Source organism: Type-E symbiont of Plautia stali (assembly GCF_059731115.1).
Genome location: NZ_AP035906.1, coordinates 3,127,088 through 3,152,210, shown reverse-complemented (window position 1 = coordinate 3,152,210; position 25,123 = coordinate 3,127,088). Strand labels below are relative to the sequence as shown.

The 25,123-nt window shown below is 55.6% G+C and carries 19 protein-coding genes; 16 read left to right on the top strand and 3 right to left on the bottom strand.

All coding sequences use genetic code 11. From position 1 onward, the window contains the following. Positions 1-49 precede the first annotated feature (49 nt). Both glyA and AC6I8L_RS14450 read left to right on the top strand, forming a co-directional pair. The gene (gene glyA / locus AC6I8L_RS14455) at positions 50-1,303 is read left to right on the top strand and encodes a serine hydroxymethyltransferase (RefSeq protein WP_045814929.1); all 1,254 of its coding nucleotides are present in this window, start codon (positions 50-52) and stop codon (positions 1,301-1,303) included. A 286-nt stretch (positions 1,304-1,589) separates the two neighbouring features. After that, on the top strand, positions 1,590-2,726 hold the full coding sequence (locus tag AC6I8L_RS14450) for a 3-phenylpropionate MFS transporter (RefSeq protein WP_058959200.1): 1,137 nt from the start codon (positions 1,590-1,592) through the stop codon (positions 2,724-2,726). On the opposite strand, the gene csiE is transcribed toward AC6I8L_RS14450, so the two are convergent. Further along, on the bottom strand, positions 2,723-3,991 hold the full coding sequence (gene csiE, locus AC6I8L_RS14445) for a stationary phase inducible protein CsiE (RefSeq protein ID WP_045814928.1): 1,269 nt from the start codon (positions 3,989-3,991) through the stop codon (positions 2,723-2,725). The two genes, AC6I8L_RS14450 and csiE, sit on opposite strands and share 4 nt — an antisense overlap. Before the next feature lie 156 nt (positions 3,992-4,147). On the opposite strand from csiE, the gene AC6I8L_RS14440 reads away from it, so the two are divergent. Next, positions 4,148-4,774, top strand: a complete 627-nt coding sequence (locus AC6I8L_RS14440; RefSeq protein ID WP_058959151.1) for a DUF1007 family protein — start codon at positions 4,148-4,150, stop codon at positions 4,772-4,774. Next, the gene (locus tag AC6I8L_RS14435; protein WP_058959150.1) at positions 4,765-5,748 is read left to right on the top strand and encodes a nickel/cobalt transporter; all 984 of its coding nucleotides are present in this window, start codon (positions 4,765-4,767) and stop codon (positions 5,746-5,748) included. Before AC6I8L_RS14440 ends, AC6I8L_RS14435 begins: the two co-directional genes overlap by 10 nt. 42 nt (positions 5,749-5,790) lie before the next feature. Here the strand turns inward: AC6I8L_RS14435 and suhB are convergent, their stop codons facing one another. Next, positions 5,791-6,594, bottom strand: coding sequence for an inositol-1-monophosphatase (gene suhB / locus AC6I8L_RS14430; protein ID WP_058959149.1), 804 nt, complete (start codon positions 6,592-6,594; stop codon positions 5,791-5,793). 121 nt (positions 6,595-6,715) lie between these two features. On the opposite strand from suhB, the gene trmJ reads away from it, so the two are divergent. The 5 genes from trmJ to sseB all read left to right on the top strand — a co-directional run bounded on the left by trmJ (position 6,716) and on the right by sseB (position 11,708). Further along, on the top strand, positions 6,716-7,459 hold the full coding sequence (gene trmJ, locus AC6I8L_RS14425) for a tRNA (cytosine(32)/uridine(32)-2'-O)-methyltransferase TrmJ (RefSeq protein WP_058959199.1): 744 nt from the start codon (positions 6,716-6,718) through the stop codon (positions 7,457-7,459). Positions 7,460-7,594: 135 nt separating this feature from the next. After that, entirely contained in the window at positions 7,595-8,092 is a 498-nt protein-coding gene (gene iscR, locus AC6I8L_RS14420) for a Fe-S cluster assembly transcriptional regulator IscR (RefSeq protein ID WP_058959148.1), read from the top strand. 89 nt (positions 8,093-8,181) lie between these two features. Then, positions 8,182-9,351 (top strand): IscS subfamily cysteine desulfurase, encoded by a 1,170-nt coding sequence (locus AC6I8L_RS14415; RefSeq protein WP_058959147.1) that lies wholly within the window; start codon positions 8,182-8,184, stop codon positions 9,349-9,351. A gap of 62 nt (positions 9,352-9,413) precedes the next feature. Next, the gene (gene pepB, locus AC6I8L_RS14410) at positions 9,414-10,700 is read left to right on the top strand and encodes an aminopeptidase PepB (RefSeq protein ID WP_058959146.1); all 1,287 of its coding nucleotides are present in this window, start codon (positions 9,414-9,416) and stop codon (positions 10,698-10,700) included. Between the two features lie 240 nt (positions 10,701-10,940). Then, on the top strand, positions 10,941-11,708 hold the full coding sequence (sseB, locus tag AC6I8L_RS14405) for an enhanced serine sensitivity protein SseB (protein WP_058959145.1): 768 nt from the start codon (positions 10,941-10,943) through the stop codon (positions 11,706-11,708). A 239-nt stretch (positions 11,709-11,947) separates the two neighbouring features. Here the strand turns inward: sseB and sseA are convergent, their stop codons facing one another. After that, complete coding sequence (gene sseA, locus AC6I8L_RS14400; protein WP_058959144.1) at positions 11,948-12,790, bottom strand: 3-mercaptopyruvate sulfurtransferase; 843 nt, start codon at positions 12,788-12,790, stop codon at positions 11,948-11,950. Between the two features lie 153 nt (positions 12,791-12,943). On the opposite strand from sseA, the gene AC6I8L_RS14395 reads away from it, so the two are divergent. The 7 genes from AC6I8L_RS14395 to ispG all read left to right on the top strand — a co-directional run bounded on the left by AC6I8L_RS14395 (position 12,944) and on the right by ispG (position 25,090). Then, complete coding sequence (locus AC6I8L_RS14395; protein WP_058959143.1) at positions 12,944-17,830, top strand: alpha-2-macroglobulin family protein; 4,887 nt, start codon at positions 12,944-12,946, stop codon at positions 17,828-17,830. Between the two features lie 6 nt (positions 17,831-17,836). After that, on the top strand, positions 17,837-20,155 hold the full coding sequence (gene pbpC, locus AC6I8L_RS14390; RefSeq protein ID WP_058959142.1) for a peptidoglycan glycosyltransferase PbpC: 2,319 nt from the start codon (positions 17,837-17,839) through the stop codon (positions 20,153-20,155). A 169-nt stretch (positions 20,156-20,324) separates the two neighbouring features. Further along, positions 20,325-20,756 (top strand): nucleoside-diphosphate kinase, encoded by a 432-nt coding sequence (ndk, locus tag AC6I8L_RS14385; protein WP_058959141.1) that lies wholly within the window; start codon positions 20,325-20,327, stop codon positions 20,754-20,756. 187 nt (positions 20,757-20,943) lie between these two features. Next, positions 20,944-22,113 (top strand): dual-specificity RNA methyltransferase RlmN, encoded by a 1,170-nt coding sequence (gene rlmN, locus AC6I8L_RS14380; RefSeq protein WP_034825665.1) that lies wholly within the window; start codon positions 20,944-20,946, stop codon positions 22,111-22,113. 76 nt (positions 22,114-22,189) lie between these two features. Continuing rightward, positions 22,190-22,924 carry a type IV pilus biogenesis/stability protein PilW gene (gene pilW / locus AC6I8L_RS14375; RefSeq protein ID WP_058959139.1) on the top strand — a complete coding sequence of 245 codons (735 nt, stop codon included), beginning with the start codon at positions 22,190-22,192 and terminating at the stop codon, positions 22,922-22,924. Then, the gene (gene rodZ / locus AC6I8L_RS14370) at positions 22,914-23,930 is read left to right on the top strand and encodes a cytoskeleton protein RodZ (RefSeq protein WP_058959138.1); all 1,017 of its coding nucleotides are present in this window, start codon (positions 22,914-22,916) and stop codon (positions 23,928-23,930) included. The genes pilW and rodZ overlap by 11 nt, the downstream gene beginning before the upstream one ends. A 38-nt stretch (positions 23,931-23,968) precedes the next feature. Then, positions 23,969-25,090, top strand: coding sequence for a flavodoxin-dependent (E)-4-hydroxy-3-methylbut-2-enyl-diphosphate synthase (ispG, locus tag AC6I8L_RS14365; protein WP_034825671.1), 1,122 nt, complete (start codon positions 23,969-23,971; stop codon positions 25,088-25,090). Positions 25,091-25,123 lie beyond the last annotated feature (33 nt).

Genomic DNA, 25,123 nt, shown 5'->3' with positions numbered 1-25,123 from the left:
CCGGGGCCTAAACTGCCGTTAAAAAAGTTAGCTAGTCAGGAGATGCCGGATGTTAAAGCGTGATATGAACATTGCCGATTATGATGCCGAGTTGTGGCAGGCTATGGAGCAAGAGAAGGTGCGTCAGGAAGAGCACATCGAACTGATTGCTTCTGAAAACTACACCAGCCCACGCGTTATGCAGGCGCAAGGTTCACAGCTCACCAACAAATATGCCGAAGGATATCCGGGCAAACGCTACTACGGCGGATGTGAATACGTTGATATCGTTGAGCAGCTGGCAATCGATCGCGCGAAAGCGCTGTTTGGCGCAGACTTTGCCAACGTACAGCCGCACTCTGGCTCACAGGCCAACTTCGCGGTTTACACTGCGCTGTTGCAGCCGGGCGACACCATCCTCGGTATGAACCTGGCGCACGGTGGTCACCTGACGCACGGTTCACCAGTGAACCTGTCAGGCAAGCTGTATAACGTCATCCCTTACGGCATCGACGAAACCGGCAAAATCAACTACGACGAACTGGCTGAGCTGGCTAAAACGCATAAGCCAAAAATGATCGTCGGTGGTTTCTCTGCATACTCTGGCGTGTGTGACTGGGCAAAAATGCGCGAAATCGCTGATAGCGTGGGCGCTTACCTGTTCGTTGACATGGCACACGTTGCCGGTCTGATCGCCGCTGATGTCTACCCGAACCCGGTTCCGCATGCACACATCGTGACCTCAACCACCCACAAGACTCTGGCGGGTCCACGTGGTGGCCTGATTCTGGCGAAAAACGGCGACGAAGATCTGTACAAAAAACTGAACTCTGCGGTGTTTCCGGGTGGTCAGGGTGGTCCATTGATGCACGTGATCGCGGGTAAAGCGGTGGCGTTCAAAGAAGCAATGGAGCCAGAGTTCAAATCTTACCAGCAGCAAGTGGCTAAAAACGCCAAAGCAATGGTTGAAGTTCTTTTGGAGCGTGGCTACAACATCGTTTCAGGCGGTACTTATAACCACCTGTTCCTGATCGATCTGGTGAGCAAAAACCTGACCGGTAAAGAAGCGGATGCCGCGCTGGGCCGTGCTAACATCACTGTGAACAAAAACAGTGTACCTAACGATCCGAAGAGCCCATTCGTGACCTCCGGTGTGCGTATCGGTACGCCTGCAGTGACACGCCGTGGCTTCAAAGAAGCAGACGTGCGTGAGCTGGCTGGCTGGATCGCTGACGTGCTGGACAACATCAACGACGAAGCGACCATCGAGCGCACCAAGCAGAAGGTACTCGATATCTGTGCGCGTCTGCCTGTGTATGCCTGATTTGGCACCATGCTGATGTGATTAAAGAGGATGGCGCTTGCCATCCTTTTTTTATGCACGCGACCCATGCTGTATAGAGTCAACACACACCGCACACACCGCACACACCGCACATGAAGCGTTCACGCAGACCTTGTTATTACGGCGTCTGAGGTACGATTTCCGATACGAAGCCTGTCGCAGAAAAAGCGATTCCCCGACCTTTCATTTCACTTTTGTTCAAGCCTCTGACAAAGTAGCGGCCCAATGGGCTGCGGGCGCAGCTGACATGCCTGTGGTAGGCAAAATGACCATCGGATCGGCCAGATGGCTGGGACTCAGCTACTTCACCTACTTCTTCTGTTACGGCATCTACTTACCTTTCTGGAGCGTCTGGCTCAAAGGCATAGGCCTGGATGCTGAAAAAATCGGCTTACTGCTCGGTTGCGGCATGGTGGCGCGATTTGTCGGTAGCCTGCTGATCGCCTCGCAGGTTAAAAACCCTTCTCAGCTGATTCTGGCGTTGCGGCTGCTGGCATTGATGACGTGCCTTTTTGCGTTAGGTTTCTGGTTTGGCGGCCAATGGTTATGGCTGTTACTGGTCATGGTGGGCTTCAACCTGTTTTTCTCGCCGTTGGTGCCGCTCAGCGATGCGCTGGCAGCGACCTGGACGCAGCAAATTGGTCTGGCTTATGGCCCGGTGCGGCTATGGGGTTCGCTGGCGTTTGTGATTAGCTCTGCGCTGACGGGGATGCTGGTGAGTGCCTGGTCATCACAGGCGATTCTGGCACTGCTGAGTGTGGGCTTGCTGGCCATGCTTAGCGGCATGATGTTAGTACCCAAAACCCGGCCACAAGGTGATGTGCGGCAGGGGGCAAGCGGCGGTTGGACGGCGTGGCGCGATATGCTACGGGAGAACGCGGTCTGGCGCTTTATGTTATGCGTGACGCTAATGCAGGGGGCACATGCAGCTTATTACAGCTTCAGTGCTATCTGGTGGCAGGAAGCAGGTTATTCCGCATCGGTGATTGGCTATCTATGGTCGTTGGGCGTGGTGGCGGAAATCGTCATCTTCGCGCTGAGCAATCGTCTGTTCCGTCGCTGGAGTGCCCGCGACTTGCTGCTGCTTTCTTGCTGCTGTGCGTTAGTGCGCTGGGTGATGCTGGGATCCAGCACCGCGCTGCCGCTGCTCATTGCTGCTCAGATTTTGCATTGTGGCAGCTTCACCGTATGCCATTTGGCAGCGATGCGCTTTATTGCCGCGCGCAAAGGGGCCGAGGTGATTCGATTGCAGTCGCTTTACTCTGCACTGGCGATGGGCGGCGGGATTGCCGTGATGACGATGATCAGCGGTGTGCTGTTTACCCATTTACAGGGACATCTGTTCTGGGTGATGGCACTGGTGGCGCTTCCTGCATTGTTCCTTCGTCCGCGCGCCGCTTAAGCTTCCAGCAGTTGACGAATGCGTTGCTGCTGATGGTAGCTCAGCGGCAGCTCGGCGTGGATCAGCGGCGGTGAAAACAACGGTAACGATGTGGCGTAGGGTGTGATCACCAGCGCCACGTCACGCGGTGCACCTTCTCGTTGAAAGTGCAGCATATCCTGATAAGTGATGTTGATTGGCAGCAGCGTTATCTCGCGGATTTGCTGCTCCAGTAATTGTTCCATTGCCGCATCCGCGCCGGTCAACAGGAGTACCTGCTTCTCCTGCAGTGCGCTATCCTGCATCAGCCAGGCACCGAACAACACTGCAACCAGACTCACTTCCTCCGCGCTAAATTCCGTGCCGAAATCACTGCTAAAGTGATACAGCGCGCGTTCGGTGGTGCGCAGTAAACGTGGATAAAGACGCGCCACGTCCAATGCCACACTGTTATCAATCCCAATGGCAAAGTGACTGCGATCCAGCGCTTGCGCCAGATGCGTGAATAATTGCAATTTCAGCTCGTGCTGATTTTTGACGCGTGTCTGCGCCAGCTGTTCAAAACGGGCGATTAACGCTTCTACGGCCAGCATGAGCTGCTGCGCCTGGTGGTCTTCAAGCTGATTCCCATCCGGCGCATGAATCAAACTGAACAGCAGCGTCCAGAAGTCGGTTTCGCTAACGTCCGGCGCTAGATGGCAGCGTTTCTGCCAGTGGTGGATCACATCATCTGCGGCAGCACGCTCGGTTTTTGCTGCCAGCCATGCCCGCTGTTTTTCATTAAACAGTGCATTTTGCCGTTGGCACAGCGCGTACTTCATAAAAATTTGCAGAAACAGGCGATCGCGCGGCGTGAAATCGCGGCTTAGTCGCAGACTACAATGTTGAATTAACGCCTGCAGATTGGTTTCATCCCACAGCGCCTTTTCGATATTGAGGACTTTCAGGCGCTGACGCAGCACGGGAGCAAAATGTTCGCAGACGAAATCCTGCGACAGGCGCAGCGCGCGTCGCAGCCAATGGAGCAGGCAGAGCCGCCTGTCCAGTTCCGTCCCATGTATGCGGAAGCTGCCATCCACCATCTGGTGTAACTCCAGTTGATGGAAGCGCTGTATCTCATCACCGACATCCGCGATATCCTGTCGGGCAACGGCAGGATCAACACCATTTAACTGGCAGAGCTTTTCAAGCGTTAGCGCGGGAGCAGGCAGAAACAGTAGCAATAGCAGATGACAACGACGCTGGGCACGGCTGAAGAGTGGTGCAGATGAAGGTGCAGAACTCATCAATAGTATTATCCGCGGGTCATTTTTGAGCTAAGAATAGCTAACTCCACTCGGTAACCCTGCACTTTGTCGTGACTTTTGCTCAGAGCTTTTAGGCGGGTCACAGTTTTTCTGGACCAGTATAATCTTCACTTGAGAATTGTTACTTTATAACACATGAAAATTGCACTCATTCCTTTTACGCTGTTGTTCAGCGCTGCAGCCTGGTCTCATCCGCACAGCTTTATCGATATGAAAAACGAGTTTGTCAGCGAAAACGATCATCTGACAGGCATGAAAATGGTGTGGACCATGGATGAAATTACTTCAGCCGATCTGCTTTACGATGCCGGCAAAGCGAAACCCGGTGACGTGGTATGGAAAAAGCTGGCGGCGCAGGTGATGGCGAACGTGTTGGGGCAACATTACTTCTCAGAGGTATGGCAGGACAAAACGCGGGTGAAGTTCCTGAATTTGCCCAAAGAGTACAATTTGTCGCGCAACGGCAACAAAGCAGTGCTGGAGTTTATTGTGCCGTTTGGCGAACCCCAGTCGCTGAGTGCGAAACAGTATCGTATTCAGACCTTCGATCCGAGCTACTTTGTTGATATGTATTACGATAACCCACAGGCATTAACCATGGACGACGGCGTAAAAGCACACTGCCAGATAGACTTACACACCCCCAAACCGGATGACTCGCTCAAGCAATATGCGCTGTCGCTGGATAAAGCCGATGCGCCGCCGGAAGACATGGATCTTGGTCAGCAATTCGCGCAAACGGTAACCCTGACATGTCATTGATTTCTCTGCCTTCTCGTTCACGCAGACTGTGGCCGCTTTGGTTGCTGGCCATAGTGATGCTTGCTGCCGGATATACCCTGTGGCAGCACTGGTCGCAAATTTTGCTGCAAAGCGTGTTGTGGCAGAAAGTCCTCAATCGCGAAATGACCCAACTCCTGCAACAAGTCGCTGACCAGCCTCAGCAGGCGGGCGTGACTTTAATGCTTTTTAGCCTGGCTTATGGTGTGCTGCACGCGCTGGGCCCAGGGCACGGCAAAGTGGTGATCAGCACCTTCCTGGCGACGCATCCCGCGAAGCTGAAAACCAGCATGAAACTGACGCTACTGGCCGCACTGTTACAAGGCGGTGTGGCGATTGGTTTGGTCACAGTGATGCTGGTGGTATTGCAAACCTCATCGCGGCAAATGCATCTCGGCAGTTACTGGCTGGAGAAGGGCAGTTATCTGCTGGTGATGGCGCTGGGCGTGTGGGTCGGCTGGCGTGCGCTGCGTACATTACTTCCGCTATTACGTCCCGCGTCGGCGAAGATTCAGATTCACGCCATTCGCCCACATCACCAGCATGATGAACACTGCGGATGCGGTCATGCGCATCTGCCGAGTGCTGAACAGATGGATCGCGCGGTGAGCGGGAAAACCCAGGCGCTGGTAGTGTTCTCCATGGGCATGCGTCCCTGTTCTGGCGCCATCATGATGCTGCTGTTTTCTAAGGTGATTGGTGTTTATGCGTGGGGTGTGGCCTCGGCGGTGGCCATGGCCATCGGTACGGCGGTCACGGTCTCCGCAATGGGCTTATTAGTTCAACGATCGCGGCGATTAGCTGAAAAGCTAGGGGCAAACAGTGCAATGTCGCACGGGGCGAAAATCATTATGCCGGCATTAGGATTAGCAGGTGGGATTCTGCTGGTACTGGCAGGGTGGTTACTGTGGCAAAGCGCACAGCCGATGATGAGTAGCGGGTTACGACCGTTTTAACGGCGTAAAAAAAGGCGGATATGATATCCGCCTTTTTGGTGCTTAGCGCTTCAGCGCTTCGCTCAGTTCTTCACGCATGGTCGCCAGCATGGCTTTCACAACGCGTGGGTTACCTGCAACGATGTTACCTGACATCATGTAGCCATGGTTGCCGGTGAAGTCTGTCACCAGGCCGCCCGCTTCACGTACCAGCAGTTCACCCGCAGCGAAATCCCATGGCTTCAGACCGATCTCAAAGAAACCGTCCACGCGGCCAGCGGCCACGTAAGCCAGATCCAGCGCAGCAGAACCGGTGCGACGGAAGTCAGCACATTGAGTGAACAGTTTGCCCACGATGTTGATGTAAGGGGTTGCGTGCTGTTTCAGCTTGAACGGGAAGCCGGTTGCCAGGATGGTGCCATCCAGGTCACGCGCGGTGCTGCCACGCAGACGATAACCATTGAGCTGTGCGCCCTGACCGCGTACAGCGGTGAACAGTTCGTTGCGCATTGGATCGTAGACCACAGCCACTTCGGTGCGGCCTTTGATGCGCACAGCGATAGATACAGAGAAATGTGGTAAACGTTTGATGAAGTTGGTGGTGCCATCCAGCGGATCGATTACCCATTGAATGTCCTGATCATCGCCCGCCAGTTCACCGCTTTCTTCGGTGATGATGGAGTGTTGCGGGTAGGATTTACGAATCACTTCGATAATCAGACGTTCTGCGTCACGGTCAACATTGGTAACGAAGTCGTTGCTGCCTTTCTGGCTGGCTTCGACAGCGTCCGGGGTTTCATAATTCTTGGCAATTAAATTTCCGGCCTTGCGCGCTGCGCGCACGGCGATGTTGAGCATCGGATGCATCGGTATCTCTCGCTGGATGTTAAAGAACGGGTGAAAACGGCGCGGAGTATATCAGGGTGTTCAGCAAATGTCCTGCTTTTATGCTAGGCTACGCGCCATCATTTTCTCACCGCTCACTATTATGCTGCAAAATATCCGAATCGTACTGGTTGAAACCTCGCACACTGGCAACATGGGCTCTGTTGCTCGCGCCATGAAAACCATGGGCTTAACCAATCTTTATCTGGTCAACCCGCTGGTCAAACCTGACTCGCAGGCCATCTCTCTTGCCGCCGGCGCCAGCGATGTAATTGGCGATGCAAAAATCGTGGATACGCTGGACGAAGCGATTGCGGGCTGTAGCCTGGTTGTCGGCACCAGCGCGCGTTCCCGATCGCTGCCCTGGCCGATGCTGGATTCGCGTGAATGCGGTATCAAAAGCGTGGAAGAGGGCCAGCAGGCACCGGTTGCACTGGTGTTTGGTCGTGAACGTGTGGGCCTGACCAACGAAGAGTTGCAGAAGTGCCACTATCACGTCGCCATTCAGGCAAATCCGGAATACAGCTCGCTAAACCTGGCGATGGCAGTGCAGATCATTGCTTACGAAGTGCGTATGGCATGGCTGGATGCGCAGGAGAAAGCCAGCCCACAACCGCAAGAAGAAGAATCCCCTTATCCTTTGGTGGACGATCTGGAGCGCTTCTATCAACACATTGAGAAGATGATGCTGGAGAGCGGCTTTATCCGCGAAGGCACCCCGAGTCAGGTGATGAGCAAACTGCGCCGTCTCTACACCCGCGCGCGTCCGGAACGTGATGAACTCAATATCCTGCGGGGTATGCTGGCTTCGTTCCAAAAGCCTAAAGGTAATAAGGGTAATAGTTGAGTAAAACAGTTGGTTAAATAGTTGAGTAAATTACTTGGTTAAATAGTTGACCGTTTTACTCAGGAATGGCAGACTGGCGTCAATTCATCAGATAGCCCGCCGATACCCGGACGGACGCTTACGAGGTTGTATGCTATGAGACTGACATCCAAAGGACGTTATGCCGTAACCGCTATGCTGGACGTTGCACTGCACTCAAACGAGGGCCCGGTGCCGCTGGCTGACATTTCTGAGCGTCAGGGCATTTCGCTCTCCTATCTGGAGCAGTTATTCTCACGTCTGCGTAAGCACGGTTTAGTGGCCAGCGTTCGTGGTCCAGGTGGCGGTTATCTGTTAGGTAAAGATGCTAGCGCGATTGCCGTTGGCGCGGTGATCACGGCGGTTGACGAATCTGTTGATGCCACCAAGTGCCAGGGCAAAGAAGGCTGCCAGGGTGGCGAGCGCTGCCTGACTCACGTCCTGTGGCGTGACCTGAGCGAACGCATCAGCGAATTCCTCAACAACATCACGCTGGCTGAACTGGTAAACAACCAGGAAATCCTGGATGTGGCAGATCGTCAGAACATGAACGACACTCGCCGCTTCCAGCAGCATCGTATGCAGGAAACCATCAACGTTAATCTGCGTGCTTAATCCGCTCCCCTTCAGCCCTTGCTGTTCACACAGCCGGGGCTGAATCGTGCTATAAAGACGTATGTTTTTTTATACGGAGTTTTAGCGCAATGAAATTACCGATCTATCTGGATTACGCAGCGACAACGCCTGCCGATCCGCGTGTCGCCACCAAAATGATGCAGTTTCTTACTTTGGATGGCACCTTCGGTAACCCCGCTTCCCGTTCTCACCGTTTTGGCTGGCAGGCAGAAGAAGCCGTTGATGTGGCGCGCAATCAGATTGCAGAGCTGGTCAATGCCGATCCGCGTGAAATCGTTTTTACTTCCGGTGCCACCGAAGCTGATAACCTCGCCATTAAAGGCGCGGCTCAATTCCATCAGGCGCGCGGCAAACACATTATTACCAGTCAAACTGAGCACAAAGCAGTGCTCGATAGCTGCCAGCAACTGGAGCGTGAAGGCTTCGACGTCACCTATCTGCAACCCGGCAGCGATGGCATTGTCACGCCTGCGATGCTGGAAGCCGCACTGCGCGATGACACGGTGCTGGTTTCCCTGATGCATGTGAACAACGAAACCGGCGTGATTCAGGATATCGCCGCGCTCGGAGCCTTGTGCCGCGCGCGTGACATCCTGTTTCATGTTGATGCCACCCAAAGCGTCGGCAAATTGCCGATTGATGTTGCGGCACTGCCGGTGGATCTGATGTCGTTTTCAGCGCATAAAATCTACGGTCCGAAAGGCATTGGTGCGCTGTGGGTGCGTCGTAAACCTAAATTACAGATCGATGCGCAGATGCACGGCGGCGGTCATGAACGCGGTATGCGATCCGGAACCTTGCCGGTGCATCAAATCGTGGGCATGGGCGAAGCGTATCGCGTTGCACGTGAAGAGATGAGCAGTGAAATGGCGCGTCTGGCGGCCATGCGCCAACGTCTGTGGCACGGCATCAGTCAGTTAGAGAATGTGAATATTAACGGTTCGCTGGAGCAGGGCGCACCGAATATCCTCAACCTCAGTTTTGCTCAGGTCGATGGCGAATCACTGATTATGGCGCTGAAAGATCTGGCGCTGTCGTCCGGTTCTGCCTGTACCTCGGCCAGTCTCGAACCCTCTTATGTACTGCGCGCCATGGGCGTTGAGCAGGAGCTGGCACACAGCTCGCTGCGCTTCTCGCTGGGACGCTTCACTACCGAAGAGGAAATTGACTATGCCATTGAGCTGGTCAATAAAGCGGTAAGCCGTTTACGGGCATTAACGCCCGCCACGTCCCGCTAATTCATGCACCCCTTGCGCCGGTTCTGGCGTAAGGTGACACCTAACGCAAACGGAGCCACGCGATGACAACACAACCGATGACAATTACGCTCAGCTCCCAGGCCGCCGATGCGCGCTGGGGTGAAAAAGCACTGCTGAGCAGCACTGAAAGTGGCATGACCCTTCACCTGACTGGCGCCGATGCGCTGATGAGCATCCAGCGCGCGGGGCGTAAGCTGGACGGTCAGGGGATTCGCCACGTTGCCCTGAGCGGCGAAGAGTGGGATTTAGAGAAGTGCTGGGCATTCTGGCAAGGCTATCGCAGCCCGAAAGGCAAGCGCCAGGTAGAGTGGCCAGCATTAAGCGAAAACGATCAAACTGAATTTGATCGTCGTCTGAAGATTGTTGACTGGGTGCGCGACACCATTAACCTTCCAGCGGAAGATCTGAGTCCGGAACAACTGGCGCACAGCGCGATCGATCTGATCAGCGAAGTGGGCGGTGACGCAGTGAGTTATCGCATCACTAAAGGCGAAGATCTGCGTGAGCAGGGTTATGCCGGTATTCACACCGTGGGCCGTGGTTCAACCCGCGCACCTGTGCTGCTGGCGCTCGACTTCAACCCCACCGGCGATGAAAATGCGCCGGTATACGCTTGTCTGGTCGGAAAAGGCATCACCTTTGATACCGGTGGTTATAGCCTGAAGCAGAGCGCGTTTATGGATTCGATGAAATCCGATATGGGCGGTGCGGCAACGGTAACTGGCGCGCTGGCGCTGGCGATTGCGCGTGGCCTGACCAAACGTGTGAAGCTGTTCCTGTGCTGTGCTGACAACATGGTGAGCGGTAACGCGTTCCGTCTCGGCGACATCATCCGCTATCGTAACGGTAAAACCGTGGAAGTGATGAACACCGATGCGGAAGGGCGCCTGGTGCTGGCTGATGGCCTGATTGATGCCAGCGAGCAAAATCCTGAACTGCTGATCGATGCCGCGACCCTGACCGGTGCCGCGAAAACGGCGCTGGGCAACGATTATCACGCCCTGTTTACCTTTGACGATGTACTGGCGGAATCTCTGCTGGGCAGTGCAACTGGTGAAAACGAAGCCTTCTGGCGTCTGCCGCTGGCGGAGTTCCATCGCAGCCATCTGCCGTCAAACTTTGCCGATTTGAACAACATTGCCAGCCCTGCGCATGCAGCAGGCGCCAGCAGCGCGGCGGCGTTCCTCTCTTACTTCGTTAGCAAGTATCAGCAGGGTTGGCTGCACATTGACTGTTCTGCCACTTACCGTAAAAGCGCGGTGGATCAGTGGTCAGCGGGTGCCACCGGTCTGGGTGTGCGCACTATTGCCAATCTGCTGCTGAAGTAAAACCGGCGCGCATCAATGCGAACCCTAAGTCAGGTCGCAGATAGATGTGTAACCCACGTCAGGCCGCCATTGATGTGCATGCACCTTTCGTCTGGTCGCCATTGATGTGCAACCTACGTCAGGTCGTCGTTGATGTGCATCCTTCATCAGTATTGTGTAGGGTCGTCATTGATGGCGACCGAACAGCGCTTAAGCGGCAAACCTCATGCATGAGCTTGCCGTTTTTTTGGAACTTGATAAATGAGCAATCGTCTTGAAGAGGTGCTAAAGCTGGCCGCCACTGAGCCTGCGCACCGTCCGGAATTCTTTCAACTGCTGCTGGAATCTGACATTTGGGTGCCAGGTGAAAGTCCTGCAGAGCAGTTTGATGCCACTTCGCCCGTGGAATTGCTGCATTGGGAAAAAGAGGGTGGCGGCAGCGTTATCCCGTTCTTCACCTCAGAAGAGGCGATGGGCGAAGCAATTAAAGAAGAGCAGCCTTATCTGCGCCTGCCCGCGCGCACGCTGTTTGAAATGACCCTGGGTGAGAGCTTGTTCCTCAATCCCAAATTACCGGCGGGTAAAGAGTTTTCGCCAGGTGAAATCGCCCATCTGATCGGTGAAGAGGGCAGTGCGCTGAGTCAGCAAACGGTGTTGGAAGGCGGCCATGCCCTGCTTCTGTCGGAAGTGGCTGAACCGCCCGCGCAGATGATTGATTCTCTGACGCAGCTGTTTGCTAAATATAAACAGGTGCGTCGTGCTTACATCGCCAGCATTCGTGAGAATGCTATGGAAGAGCCGAATCTACTGATCGGTATCGAAGCCGATAGCAATATCGATGAGATTATTCAGGCGGCAGGCAGCGTGGCAACCGATACGCTGGCGGATGACGCACCGATTGATATCTGCGAAGTGGTGGTCGACGAGAAAGGCGTCAGCCACTTCTTTACCGCGCACATCACGCCATTTTATGAACGTCGCTGGGGGAGTTTCCTGCGCGACTTCAAAGGCAGTCAGCGGATTATCTAAACATCGCTAGCTGCGGTGCAATTTATTGCGCATCTGACAGCCATTGTCCGGCTTAAGATACGCGCGATAAATCGCGCCGCTACGGATCGCACTTATCTGATCGCGCCGCTACAGATCGCACTTATCGGGTAGCGGCGCAATTTATTGCGCGGTAGTCAAATCATCATTAGCAGGCTCAGAAGTTTGTTCTGCAACCCCCTTCATTGCCATGCTCAGCAGTTTAATCGGCTAGCTAAACTTTATTTCTCAATCGGTAAATCGTCGCGGCTACCCCATTCGCCCCAGGATCCGTCATACAGGGTGACGTCACGCACGCCCAGCGAGGTTAGTGCCAGAATCACCACCACCGCCGTTACACCCGAACCGCAGCTGGCGATAATGGGCTGATCCAATTTAATGCCGGCTTTTTCAAACAAATCGCGCAGTTCAGCCGCCGGTTTCAGCTCGCCGTTCGCCACAAGATTGTTCCACGGCATATTCAAGCTATTCGGGATGTGCCCGCGCAGCAGGCCCGGACGCGGTTCATCCACTTCTGCGTTAAAGCGGTTAGCCGCTCGGGCATCAACGATCTGCGCGCCGCCTTCATGGCTGATCAACAACACATCGGTCAGGCGTTTCACCAGCCCCTGATCGTAATGAGCTTCGAACTCGCCTTCCGGCAGGTTAACTGGGCCTGAAGCGACATCAAAGCCTGCCGCTTTCCAGCCCTGCAAACCGCCCGCCAGAATCGACACATTGACGCAGCCAAAGGCGCGCAACATCCACCATGCGCGGGGTGCAGAGAACAGGTTGCCCTCGTCATACACCACCAGGTGTTTATCCTGATTAACACCCAGTTCGCGCATCGCCACGGCAAAAGCTTCCGGGCGCGGCATCATATGCGGGTAAGCGCTGGTGTGATCGGACAAAGCTTCGATATTGAAATAAGGCGCATCGGGCAAATGCCCTGCCAGATATTCCGCCTGGATATCACGCACCGCTTCCTGACCTGGCGGCAACATGCGCGCATCTAATACCTGCAACGTTTCATCGGTGTAATGCTCTTTTAACCAATCGGCAGAGACAAACAGGGGAGCTGTCATCGCAACAACCTCTTCTCAATCATCAGAAAACGGAAAGGACCAGTGTCCGGGAATGTGAACGCTATCTCAAGGGTATCGTTGCTAAAGTGAGTAGGTTGATGTGAAATTGCGCAGCACACTATTTTAACCTTTGGGGCTGGTGAGGGACTTACCATGGCAAAACGCGTTAATCGACTGCTGCTCAGCGTGCTGATCGGCGGAACACTATTGGGCGGCGCTTTGCTGCCTGCGCAGGCTGAGGATACGCCTGTGGTGCAAAATGCGGCGAAAACGATCTCGGTGATCGACCTTTCCGAGCTGCAACTGGATGGCGCATCAGCACTGGTGCTGAGTTTCAATACTGCCATCGATAGCAAACAGGACTTGAACGCGCGGGTCCATATCAGCGATGAGAAAAGCGGTAAGGTCGATGGCGGCTGGGAACTGGCGCAAAATGGCAAGGCGCTACGCTTCCGCCATCCTGAACCGTCGCGCAAATTAACAGTGACCGTCGATGCCGGCCTCAAGGCCGCCGATGGCAGTACCTTATCCAGCCCTTTCAGCCAGACGCTGACTACCCGCGATATCCAGCCGATGGTGGGTTTCGCCAGCCGGGGATCACTGCTGCCGCTGCGCCTGACGCAGGGATTACCGGTGCTGGCACTCAATGTGAACAACATTGATGTCGATTTCTTCCGGGTGAAAAGCGCCGTACTGGCCGATTTTCTCGCCCAGTGGAATTACGGTAATAACCTGTCGTACTGGGAATCACGCGATTTACTGAAAAATGCCGATCTGGTCTACAGTGGACGTTTTGATCTCAATCCGGCCCGCAACACGCGTGAGAAGATGCAGCTGCCGCTCAGCGATGTGGATGCGCTCAAGCAGCCCGGTGTTTATCTGGCGGTGATGAAACAGGCCGGAACCTACAATTACACACAGCCAGCAACCCTGTTTACGCTCAGTGACATTGGTTTATCGCTGCATAGCTTCCCGGATCAACTGGAACTCTTTACGCAAAGCCTCGCCAATGGCGCACCGCTAGATGACGTCAATGTGCAACTGCTGGACGAGAAAGGCCAACAGCTGGCGAGTGGCACCAGTGACAGCAATGGCCATCTGCGCCTGCCCGCCAACGCCAAAGGCAAGTTGCTGCTGGCAACGCAGAAAGGGCAAACCTCTCTGATCGATCTCAATCGTCCGGCGTTGGATCTCGCCGAATTCCCGATTGATGGTCCGCAGGGTTATGACAAGCAGTTCTTCTTGTTCGGCCCGCGCGATCTCTATCGCCCCGGTGAAACGGTGATCGTTAATGCGCTGCTGCGTGATGCCGATGGCAAGCCGTTGCCGCCACAACCGGTCAAAGCCGAAGTGGTGCAGCCTAATGGTGAAGTCACCCAGATCTTTGTCTGGCAGCCGGAGAACGGTGTGTACCAGCAGCGCTTTGCTCTTCCAGCTTCAGCCATGACCGGTGAATGGACGCTGCGCATCAACAGCGGTGATAACCAGCCGCGCAACTGGTCGTTCCATGTCGAAGATTTCCTGCCAGAACGTATGGCGCTGGCATTGAGCAACAGCGAACAGCCGCTGGCACCGGACGCCTCAGTGACCTTTGATGTTGAGGGCCGTTATCTGTATGGCGCACCAGCGGCGGGTAATGAGTTGCAGGGGCAACTGTTCCTGCGCCCGGCGCGTGAAGCTGTGGTAGCGCTGCCAGGCTATCAATTTGGCGATATCACTGAAGATCTGAAACGCAGTCTCGATGACGTTGATGAAAAGCTGGATGAGAGCGGCAAACTGCAGCTCAACGTGGAAAGCAGCTGGGCAGAAAGTCATTCGCCGCTCAACCTGATACTGCAAGCCAGCCTGCTGGAAACCGGTGGGCGTCCGGTGACACGTCGCGCGACTCAATCGATCTGGCCCGCGCCTGCACTGCCGGGTATCCGTCCACTGTTTAACAGTGAGTCAGTTTATGACTATCGCACCGATCGTTACCGCGATGAGCCGACTGTACCTGAAAACGGCCTGGCGGAATTTGATGTGGTGTATGCCAATCCGCAAGGCGAGAAACTGGCGGCGCAGGATCTGGATGTGCGCCTGATCCACGAACGCCGTGACTACTTCTGGAGCTTCTCAGACAGCGAAGGCTGGCAGTCGCGTTATGACCAGAAAGATCTGCAGGAAGACGAGCAGCGCATCACTATTACCGCGGGCGGCAGCCAGAAAATCAGCTTCCCGGTGGAGTGGGGCACCTATCGCCTGGAGGTGCATGCGGGAGAGAACATTGTCAGCAGCGTGCGCTTTAATGCGGGCTACTGGTGGCAGGACAACACCGACGGCACCGGCGCGTTACGTCCCGATCAGGTCAAACTGAAAATTGATAAAAGTGCCTATCAACCGGGTGATACCGCTAAAGTTCAGGTGGAATCACCGGCTGCCGGTAAAGGGTATCTGATGGTGGAATCCAGCAGTGGCACGCTGTGGTGGCAGCCATTAGAAGTACCTGTGGGTGGCGCAAGCATTGATGTGCCGATTAACGAAAGCTGGAAGCGTCACGATCTTTATCTCAGCGCCATCGTGGTGCGTGACGGCGATAAAGCCAACGGCACCACGCCGAAAAGGGCAGTAGGGCTGCTGCATTTGCCGATGGCGACCGAAGCGCGACGTCTCAATCTGGCGATGGATGCGCCCGAAAAAATCCGCCCTGAGCAGACAATCAAAGTGAAGGTGAAAGCCAGCCGTGAAGGCGGCGAGTTGCCTAAGCAGGTTCAGGTCTTGCTGTCAGCGGTGGACAGCGGCGTGTTGAGCATCACTGATTACAAAACGCCAAATCCATGGGACGCGTTCTTTGGCCGTAAGCGTTACAACGCCGATCAATATGATGTCTATGGTCAGCTCATCGAAGGCGGTGGCAAGCTGGCGGCACTGCGCTTTGGTGGTGACGGCGATGATGCCGATGCACTGTCGCGAGGGGGTAAAAAGCCGGTCAGCGATGTGCAGATCGTCGCACAACAGCTGCAGCCAGTCACGCTGGATGCCAACGGCGAAGGCACCATCGATCTCCCGATTCCGGCCTTTAATGGCGAGTTACGCTTGATGGCGCAGGTATGGAGTGCTGACAGCTTCGGCTCAGCGGATCGCAAAATGGTGGTGGCCGCGCCGCTCATCAGTGAACTGGCGACGCCGCGCTTTATGGCCAGCGGTGACCAGTCGACGCTGGCGCTGGATCTCACCAACCTGACTGATCAGCCGCAGACGTTAAAAGTCGACGTAACAACGCAGGGACTGATCGCCCTGAACGGCACGGTCACTTCTAGCGTGCAGCTGGCGAAAGGTGCGCGCACGACCTTGCAAATCCCGGTTAAAGCCCAGGGCGCCTTTGGTGAGGGGTCGGTGCAGCTCAAAGTCTCTGGCATGAGTCTGCCGGGTGAGACGCTGGAGCCCAGCGAGCGTAAATGGACCATCGGCGTACGCCCGGCTTATCCAGCCCAAACCCTGAGTTTCGACAATGTGATGCAAACTGGCCAAAGCTGGCAGGTGGTGGCGAGTGCCTTTAGCGGCCTGCAAAAGGATACGCTGACCGGGCAGCTGTCGCTCAGCAATCGACCGCCGCTGAATATTGCCAGCTTTATTAGCCAGCTGTATGCCTATCCTTACGGCTGCCTTGAGCAGACCGCCAGCGGCATCTGGCCATCGGTGTTCACCAACAAAGCACAGCTGGATGCGCTGGGTATCAAAACCAGCACCGACGAGGCGCGCCGGGCGTCGATCGCAACCGGTATTGCGCGCCTGGCAGGTATGCAGCGTGGCAATGGCAGCTTTGGTTTGTGGAGCAAAGAGAGTCAGGAGGAATTCTGGTTGACGGCTTACGTCACCGATTTCCTGCTGCGTGCCAGTGAAGCGGGCTACAGCGTGCCGGAAGGGGTGATCAGCCGCGCCGATGAACGCTTGCTGCGCTATCTGCAGGACCCGGCACAAATAGAAACCAGCTGGAGCAGCGATGCCGATGGATTGCGTTTCAGTGTGCAAGCTTACGCCGGGCTGGTATTAGCAAGACAGCAACAGGCGCCGCTCGGTGCATTGCGTGCACTGTACGACAAGCGTGAGCAGGCAAAATCAGGTCTGGCGCTGGTGCAACTGGGTGTGGCGCTGAAACTGATGGGTGATCAACAGCGTGCGCAGTTGGCGCTGGCACAGGGCATAGGGCTGGAGCGCAAACCCAACAGCTGGTTGGGTGATTACGGCAGCCCGGTGCGTGACCGCGCGCTGATTCTTGCCCTCATCACTGAAAACCAACTGCTGCCCGATATGCAAGGGCCATTACTGATTGATCTGGCGAAAGCGGTACATGGTCAGCGCTGGTTCTCCACCCAGGAAAACAATGCGCTGTTCCTCGCCGCACGCACCTTGCAGCAGCACAAAGGTGAACGGTGGCAAGCAATATTGCAGGGCAGAAGCGAACCGCTGAGCAGCAATCAGACGCTGAACATGGGGATCAGCGAAGATCAGCTCCGCCAGGGCTTGTCGGTGAAAAGCGACAATACTTCGCCGCTTTACGGCACGCTCAATGTGGTGGGTTATCCGCAAACAGCACCGTCGCCGATCAGCAACGTGCTGAAGATTACCCGCGAGTATTTCACCCTCGACGGTAAGCCTGCCGACCTCACCAGCCTGAAAAGTGGTGAATTGCTGGTGGTGCGGTTGAAAGTGGCGGCCAGCGAGCGGGTGAGCGATGCGCTGGTGGTGGATTTACTGCCGGCGGGGCTGGAACTGGAAAACCAGAACCTGAGTGACAGTAGCGCCAGCCTGGGCGACAGCGCCGATGCACTGAAAGAGAGCATGATGGATATGCAACAAGCCAACATCAAACACATTGAGTTCCGTGATGACCGCTTCGTTGCGGCACTGGCGCTGGATGGCTACACACCAGCCACGCTGCTGTATCTGGCACGCGCGGTGACGCCGGGTAGCTATCGTCTGCCGCCACCGCAGGTTGAGTCGATGTATGTGCCAGAGTGGCGCGCGATTGGCACCACGCCGGAAAAACTGAATGTGCGCTAAGCGGTAATGAAAAAAGGTCATGCACTGAAGCGGTGGCGCTGGCTGCCGCTTTTTTTACTGCTGCTGTTAGCGAGCCTGTGGCTGTTGGATCGACTGGATCCTTTGCCGTTGCAGGAAGTGCAGCCTGCACGTGTGGTGGTCGCGGAGGATGGCACGCCGCTGTGGCGCTTTGCCGACAAGCAAGGCGTCTGGCGCTATCCGGTGACGCTGGAGGAGGTCTCGCCCGACTATATTCAGGCGCTGCTCACTTACGAAGATCGCTGGTTCTGGCACCATCCCGGCATCAATCCGATGGCGATTGTGCGTGCCATCGGGCAAAACCTGCTGCATCACGGCATTGTGTCAGGCGGCAGCACGCTAACGATGCAGGTAGCGCGATTGATCGACCCACAACCGCGTACGCTGCGTGGCAAGGTGGTTCAGGCCTGGCGAGCGCTACAGCTGGAGTGGCATTTATCCAAGCGTGACATTCTCACACTCTATCTTAATTGTGCGCCGTTTGGCGGCACGGTGGAAGGCATTGGCGCAGCAAGCTGGATGTGGCTGGGTAAGCCGCCATCTCAGCTCACCAAAGGTGAAGCAGCGTTGCTCGCCGTGCTGCCACAGGCCCCGAGCCGTCTGCGCCCGGACCGCTGGCCGCAACGTGCGGAAGCGGCGCGCAATAAAGTGCTGGATCGACTGGCAGAATATCATGTGTGGTCAGCGCAGGATGTGGCGGATATTAAACAGGAAACGGTGTGGTTGCCGCCGCGACAAACGCCGCAAATGGCACCGTTGCTGGCACGCCGCCTGCTGTCGCTCTCTCCCGACAACAAAATTACCTCGACCATTGATGTGTCGCTGCAGCGCGAGCTGGAGAGTCTGGCGTCAGCGATGAAAACCCAGTTGCCGCCACGCACCTCGCTGGCGCTGCTGGTAGTGGATCATCAGGATATGAAAGTGCGTGGCTATGTTGGCTCGGTGTCATTCGCTGACGACAGTCGCTTTGGTCATGTCGATATGATCTCCAGCGTGCGATCGCCGGGATCGGTGTTAAAACCTTTTGTTTACGGCATGGCGCTGGATGAGGGACTGATCCACGGTGAATCACTGCTGCAGGATGTGCCGCGCCGTTTCGGTGATTATCGCCCCGGAAACTTTGACTCCGGTTTTCACGGTCCGGTAAGTGCCAGCGAGGCGCTGGAGCGGTCGCTGAACCTGCCGGCCGTGCAGTTGCTGGACGCTCTTGGCCCGAAAACGGTGGCGGCGCGCCTGCGTAACGTTGGATTGAATCTGCGCTTTCCGGCAGGGGCCGAACCCAATCTTTCACTGGTGCTCGGCGGCACGGGTGCGCGGCTGGATGAGATTGTCGCGGCTTATAGCGCTTTTGCCCGTCAGGGGAATGCCGCTCAGCTGCGCTGGCTGCCCAATCAGCCATTGCTAGAGCGACCACTGCTTTCGCCGGGCGCAGCCTGGATTGTGCGGCGTATTCTGGCCGGAGAAGCTCAGCCATCAGGCGCCGTTCCGGATATTGCTCCGCTGGCCTGGAAAACTGGCACCAGCTACGGCTATCGCGATGCCTGGACGATTGGCATTACGCCCCGCTATTTAATCGGCGTGTGGGTTGGCAGACCGGATGCCACACCGGTTGCCGGTCAGTTTGGGTTCGCTTCAGCGGTGCCTGTCATGAATCAGGTCAACAACCTGCTGGCGGGGCATATGCCGCTGCACGGCGTACCGCGCGATCCGCGGCCGAAGAGCGTCAGCGCCATGAGCATTTGCTGGCCCGGAGGACAACCTTTGCCGCAGGGCGACGAAAATTGCCGCCAGCGCCGCCAAAGCTGGATACTGAATCAAACCGTGCCGCCGACACTGTTGGCACCCGGTCAGGAAGGGGTGAATGGTTTACGTCAGCGTTATTGGATAAACCCGCAGAGCTTACGCGTGGCTGCCGATTGCCCCGAGGCGCAGAGTCACGAACGTTTGATGTGGCCTCTGCCGCTGGAACCCTGGTTGCCAGTGGCGGAACGCCGCCAGCAGCGCCTGCCGCCTGTTGATCCTCGCTGCCCACCCTTAAATCAGGGCAGTGCGCCACCGCTCTTGATCACCGGCGTAATTGAGGGGCAGCGTGTGCAGCCGCTGCCAGGCAAAGTGGTATTGGTGCTGCCGGTTGCCGTACAAGGCGGAAGGGGATCGCAGCGCTGGTGGTTTTTGAACGGGCAGCCGGTGGAACAGCAAGCGGGGCAAAACAGTGCGGCGCTGGTCCTCAGTGAACCGGGCCAGTATCAACTGGTGGTAATGGATGAATCGGGCCAACTGGCATCCGTCTCATTTATTCGGGGTTAAATAGCCGCGTATGCCAGATTCTGCGCGTGTTCGCCCCGACAAAAATCAATTATTTTCGATAATTCCACCAATCGGCAATAGGCAACGCCCGATGATGTCCCTATAATCGGCGCGTTTTCTTACCGGGAGCGAATTCCCGGTTTCTTCAGGATGCTAACTAGAGGTCATCATGGCAATCGAACGTACTTTCTCTATCGTTAAACCAAACGCCGTCGCTAAGAACGTGATTGGTGCTATCTACAACCGTTTCGAAAGCGCAGGCTTCAAAATCGTTGGCGCAAAAATGCTGCACCTGACCAAAGAGCAGGCTGAAGGCTTCTACGCTGAGCACAAAGGCCGTCCATTCTTCGATGGTCTGGTTGAGTTCATGACTTCTGGTCCAGTGGTTGTTTCTGTTCTGGAAGGCGAAAACGCCGTTCAGCGTCACCGTGACCTGATGGGTGCAACCAACCCAGACAACGCACTGGCTGGTACTCTGCGTGCTGACTACGCTGACAGCTTCACTGAGAACGCAACCCACGGTTCTGACTCAGCTGAATCTGCTGCACGCGAAATCGCTTACTTCTTCGCAGAGAACGAAGTCTGCCCACGCACTTGCTAAGTGCGTTGCTGCCAATGCGGATAAACGACTTTACACCTTTTCCTCATCGGTAAAGTCGTTCCCCTGGCATCATGCAGCAGATGTAGTACAATAATGCGCCCTTGTTGAGCCTGGCTCAGCGAGGGCGTTATTTTTTTCCTATTCTTAACCAGAGCCGTAACGTGTAACAACGAGGCCAGAGAACATTATGTCCGAACAGATTGTGACGCCGTCGTCCGCTTCCCCCGTGGTTGTTTCCCCAAAAAACGAAAAAATTAACCTGCTGGATCTTAACCGTCAGCAGATGCGCGAATTCTTTTTAGAGATGGGTGAAAAGCCGTTCCGCGCCGATCAGGTCATGAAGTGGATGTACCACTACTGCTGCGATGATTTCGAGCAGATGACTGACATCAACAAAGTGCTGCGTGGCAAATTGATGCAACGCGCTGAAATCCGTGCGCCGGAAGTAGCGGAAGAGATGCGTTCCAGCGATGGCACCATCAAGTGGGCGATTCGCGTGGGCGATCAGCTGGTCGAAACCGTGTATATCCCGGAAGCTGACCGTGCAACGCTGTGTGTCTCTTCACAGGTAGGCTGTGCACTGGAGTGCAAATTCTGTTCGACTGCGCAGCAGGGCTTCAACCGCAACCTGCGTGTTTCCGAAATCATTGGTCAGGTATGGCGCGCGGCGAAAATTATCGGCGCGGCGAAAATTACCGGCCAGCGTCCGATCACCAACGTGGTGATGATGGGCATGGGCGAGCCGTTGCTCAACCTGAACAACGTGGTGCCAGCAATGGACATCATGCTGGATGATTTCGGTTTTGGTCTGTCAAAACGTCGCGTGACGCTGTCAACTTCGGGCGTAGTGCCGGCACTGGATAAGCTGGGCGATATGATCGACGTGGCACTGGCGATTTCGCTGCACGCACCGAACGATGCGATTCGTGACGAAATTGTGCCGATCAACAAAAAGTACAACATCGAAACCTTCCTCGCGGCGGTTAAACGCTACATTGGTAAATCGAACGCCAATCAGGGCCGCGTGACCATCGAGTACGTGATGCTGGATCACATCAATGACAGCACCGACAACGCGCATGAGCTGGCTGCACTGCTGAAAGAGACGCCGTGCAAGATCAACCTGATCCCATGGAACCCGTTCCCGGGCGCGCCATATGGCCGTAGCTCAAACAGCCGTATCGATCGTTTCTCCAAAGTACTGATGGATTACGGATTCACCACTATCGTGCGTAAAACGCGTGGCGACGATATTGATGCGGCTTGTGGTCAGTTAGCGGGTGACGTTATCGACCGTACCAAACGCACCTTGCGTAAGAAAATGGCCGGTGAAACCATCTCTGTGAAGGCGCTCTGAAACATGGCGCCTGGTGATACCCACCGGGCGTAAGCCGTGCCAGTCTCTCCTCTCGATGTCAGAGGGAGAGACTGAAATGCATAAGGGATTATCGGCAGTGATGTTGGCGGCCTTTGTTGTAACCGGGTGTGTCAATTCACCGGCTCAGCAAGGCGCTGCGGATATCAGGTTACAGCTGGGGTTGCATTACCTGGCAGTGAAAGATTTTGAGGCAGCACAGCGTAATTTATTACGCGCTGAGCGGGCCGCACCGCGAGATTATCGTGTGCCGTTGGCGCTTGCGCGGCTGGCACAGGCGCAGCAGAATAGCGCGCAGACCCATTGGCACTACCAACGCGCCCAGCAGTTAGCGCCAGCGAATGGCTACATCGCTAACAATTACGGTGCGTTTCTTTGCGGTTTAAGGCAGTATGGCGAAGCGCATCAACAGTTTAAGCTGGCGATGGCTGCACAGGAAATCGAAGCTCGTCAGGATGCATTTCTGTTTTCGGGCTATTGTTACCTGCAGGCTGGAGAGAGTGCCTCAGCGCGCGAGTCTTTGAGCAACGCGCTGATTGCCGCACCGGAGCAGGGCAGTCAACTGCTTTTGGAAGTGGAAAGGCGGCTTGAACAGCAGGATCGCATGGCGGTTTCGCTGCTATTAGAAGTGTACCACCAGCGTTTGCCCGCAACGGCAGAGAGCCAGTGGTTACAAATACGTTTCGCCGCGCAACAGGGAAACGCTGCTGACGTTACACGTTATGGCGACCGGTTGGCGCGAAGTTTTCCACAATCGATACAGTACCAGCGTTATTTAGCTAATGAATACTGAAGCCACTCAAGAGAATTCTGCAGTACATTCCACAGGTGAACGCCTGCGTCTGGCCCGTGAGCAGATGGGGCTGACTCAGCAAAATGTCGCTGAACGCCTGTGCCTGAAACTTTCTACCGTACGAGACATTGAAGAGGATAAGTCGCCAGCTGATTTAGCTTCGACGTTCTTGCGCGGTTACATTCGTTCTTATGCTCGTCTGGTGCATGTGCCGGAAGATGACCTGTTGCCGATGATGGCGAAGCAGGCTCCCGTGCGCGCGGCCAAAATTGAGCCAATGCAGAGCTTCTCGTTAGGTAAGCGCCGTAAAAAGCGTGATGGCTGGCTGATGATTTTCACCTGGTTGGTGATTTTTGTCGTCATCGGTCTGACCGGCGCGTGGTGGTGGCAAAACCATAAAGCCTCGCAGGCCGATCTGGTCTCAATGGCTGACCAGAATGGCAGCAGCAGCGATAACAGTCAGTCTATTTCGCTGGGTGAAAACAGCACTGACAGCGCGACTGACAGTGATACCAATGCCGCCGGTACGCCGGTGGATAACGGTGCCGGTGCGGTTGCGACACCGAGTACCAGCAACAACGCGGCTTCGGCTGCCAACACCACTGCGCCTGCGACCAGCAGCGATAACGCCGTGGTTTCACCGAGCCAGGCACCGATCGATAACGCACCGCCAGCAGCCACCTCTCCGGCACCTGCCAACAGTGTACCAGCAGGTCAAATGCCGACCAGCAACGCGGCGGTAAGCCAGCCAGCGGGTGACCCAAATGCGGTGGTGATGAATTTCAAAGCCGACTGCTGGCTGGAAGTCACCGACGCTACTGGCAAGAAGCTGTTCAGCGGATTGCAACGTAGCGGCGGTAAGCTCAGCTTGTCCGGAACGGCTCCGTATCGTCTGAAAATTGGCGCTCCGAGTGCGGTTGATGTGCAATATCAGAATCAGCCCGTTGATTTAAGTCGTTTTATCCGTAATAACCAGGTTGCCCGTCTGACGCTGGGTGCGCAATAACGCGCAGCGCGCTTTCCGGGTAATTGTGGAGAGAGAATATGCATAACGAAGCACCCATTATCCGTCGCAAATCAACACGGATTTACGTCGGCAAGGTGCCGGTTGGTGATGGTGCGCCCATTGCCGTTCAGTCAATGACCAACACCCGCACCACGGATGTGGACGCCACGGTTAACCAGATTCGCCAGCTTGAGCGTGTCGGTGTCGATATCGTGCGCGTCTCCGTTCCTACCATGGATGCGGCGGAAGCGTTCAAACTGATTAAGCAACAGGTCAATGTGCCGCTGGTGGCGGACATTCATTTTGACTACCGTATCGCACTGAAAGTCGCCGAATATGGCGTCGACTGCCTGCGCATCAACCCCGGCAATATCGGCAACAATGAGCGTATCCGCCAGGTCGTGGATTGTGCCCGCCATTACAACATTCCTATCCGTATCGGCGTGAATGCCGGTTCACTGGAAAAAGATCTGCAGGAAAAATACGGTGAGCCAACGCCACAGGCGCTGCTCGAATCCGCGATGCGCCATGTTGATCACCTCGATCGCCTCAACTTTGATCAGTTCAAAGTGAGCGTAAAAGCTTCTGACGTGTTCCTGGCCGTTGAATCTTATCGCCTGCTGGCAAAAGCCATCGATCAGCCACTGCATCTCGGTATTACCGAAGCGGGTGGCGCGCGCGCCGGTTCAGTAAAATCAGCGATCGGCCTGGGCTTGCTGCTGGCGGAAGGGATCGGCGATACGCTGCGCATCTCTCTGGCGGCAGACCCGGTGGAAGAAGTCAAGGTCGGTTACGACATTCTGAAATCGCTGCGCATTCGATCACGCGGTATCAACTTTATTGCCTGCCCAACCTGTTCACGTCAGGAATTTGATGTGATTGGGACGGTGAATGCGTTGGAAGAACGTCTCGAAGACATCATCACGCCAATGGATATCTCGATTATCGGTTGTGTGGTGAACGGTCCTGGCGAAGCCACTGTTTCGACCATGGGCGTGACGGGCGGTAGCCGTAAAAGTGGTTTCTACGAGGACGGTGTGCGTCAGCGCGATCGCCTCGATAACGACAATATGATCGACCAGCTGGAAGCACGTATTCGTGCCAAGGCCAGCATGCTGGATGAAAGCCGCCGCATTAACGTGCAGCAGCTGGAAAAATAAGGGATGGTGCGCGCCCGCCGCGTGCCGGTTTGT

Bases quoted from the DNA above. Each gene is read 5' to 3' on its own strand.
- suhB (WP_058959149.1), bottom strand. From the start codon at position 6,594: ATGCATCCGATGCTCAACATCGCCGTGCGCGCAGCGCGCAAGGCCGGA.
- AC6I8L_RS14415 (WP_058959147.1), top strand. From the start codon at position 8,182: ATGAAATTACCGATCTATCTGGATTACGCAGCGACAACGCCTGCCGAT.
- ispG (WP_034825671.1), top strand. From the start codon at position 23,969: ATGCATAACGAAGCACCCATTATCCGTCGCAAATCAACACGGATTTAC.
- AC6I8L_RS14435 (WP_058959150.1), top strand. From the start codon at position 4,765: ATGTCATTGATTTCTCTGCCTTCTCGTTCACGCAGACTGTGGCCGCTT.
- pbpC (WP_058959142.1), top strand. From the start codon at position 17,837: ATGAAAAAAGGTCATGCACTGAAGCGGTGGCGCTGGCTGCCGCTTTTT.
- rodZ (WP_058959138.1), top strand. From the start codon at position 22,914: ATGAATACTGAAGCCACTCAAGAGAATTCTGCAGTACATTCCACAGGT.
- sseB (WP_058959145.1), top strand. From the start codon at position 10,941: ATGAGCAATCGTCTTGAAGAGGTGCTAAAGCTGGCCGCCACTGAGCCT.
- rlmN (WP_034825665.1), top strand. From the start codon at position 20,944: ATGTCCGAACAGATTGTGACGCCGTCGTCCGCTTCCCCCGTGGTTGTT.
- trmJ (WP_058959199.1), top strand. From the start codon at position 6,716: ATGCTGCAAAATATCCGAATCGTACTGGTTGAAACCTCGCACACTGGC.
- sseA (WP_058959144.1), bottom strand. From the start codon at position 12,790: ATGACAGCTCCCCTGTTTGTCTCTGCCGATTGGTTAAAAGAGCATTAC.
- iscR (WP_058959148.1), top strand. From the start codon at position 7,595: ATGAGACTGACATCCAAAGGACGTTATGCCGTAACCGCTATGCTGGAC.
- pepB (WP_058959146.1), top strand. From the start codon at position 9,414: ATGACAACACAACCGATGACAATTACGCTCAGCTCCCAGGCCGCCGAT.
- glyA (WP_045814929.1), top strand. From the start codon at position 50: ATGTTAAAGCGTGATATGAACATTGCCGATTATGATGCCGAGTTGTGG.
- AC6I8L_RS14395 (WP_058959143.1), top strand. From the start codon at position 12,944: ATGGCAAAACGCGTTAATCGACTGCTGCTCAGCGTGCTGATCGGCGGA.
- AC6I8L_RS14440 (WP_058959151.1), top strand. From the start codon at position 4,148: ATGAAAATTGCACTCATTCCTTTTACGCTGTTGTTCAGCGCTGCAGCC.
- pilW (WP_058959139.1), top strand. From the start codon at position 22,190: ATGCATAAGGGATTATCGGCAGTGATGTTGGCGGCCTTTGTTGTAACC.
- csiE (WP_045814928.1), bottom strand. From the start codon at position 3,991: ATGAGTTCTGCACCTTCATCTGCACCACTCTTCAGCCGTGCCCAGCGT.
- ndk (WP_058959141.1), top strand. From the start codon at position 20,325: ATGGCAATCGAACGTACTTTCTCTATCGTTAAACCAAACGCCGTCGCT.
- AC6I8L_RS14450 (WP_058959200.1), top strand. From the start codon at position 1,590: ATGACCATCGGATCGGCCAGATGGCTGGGACTCAGCTACTTCACCTAC.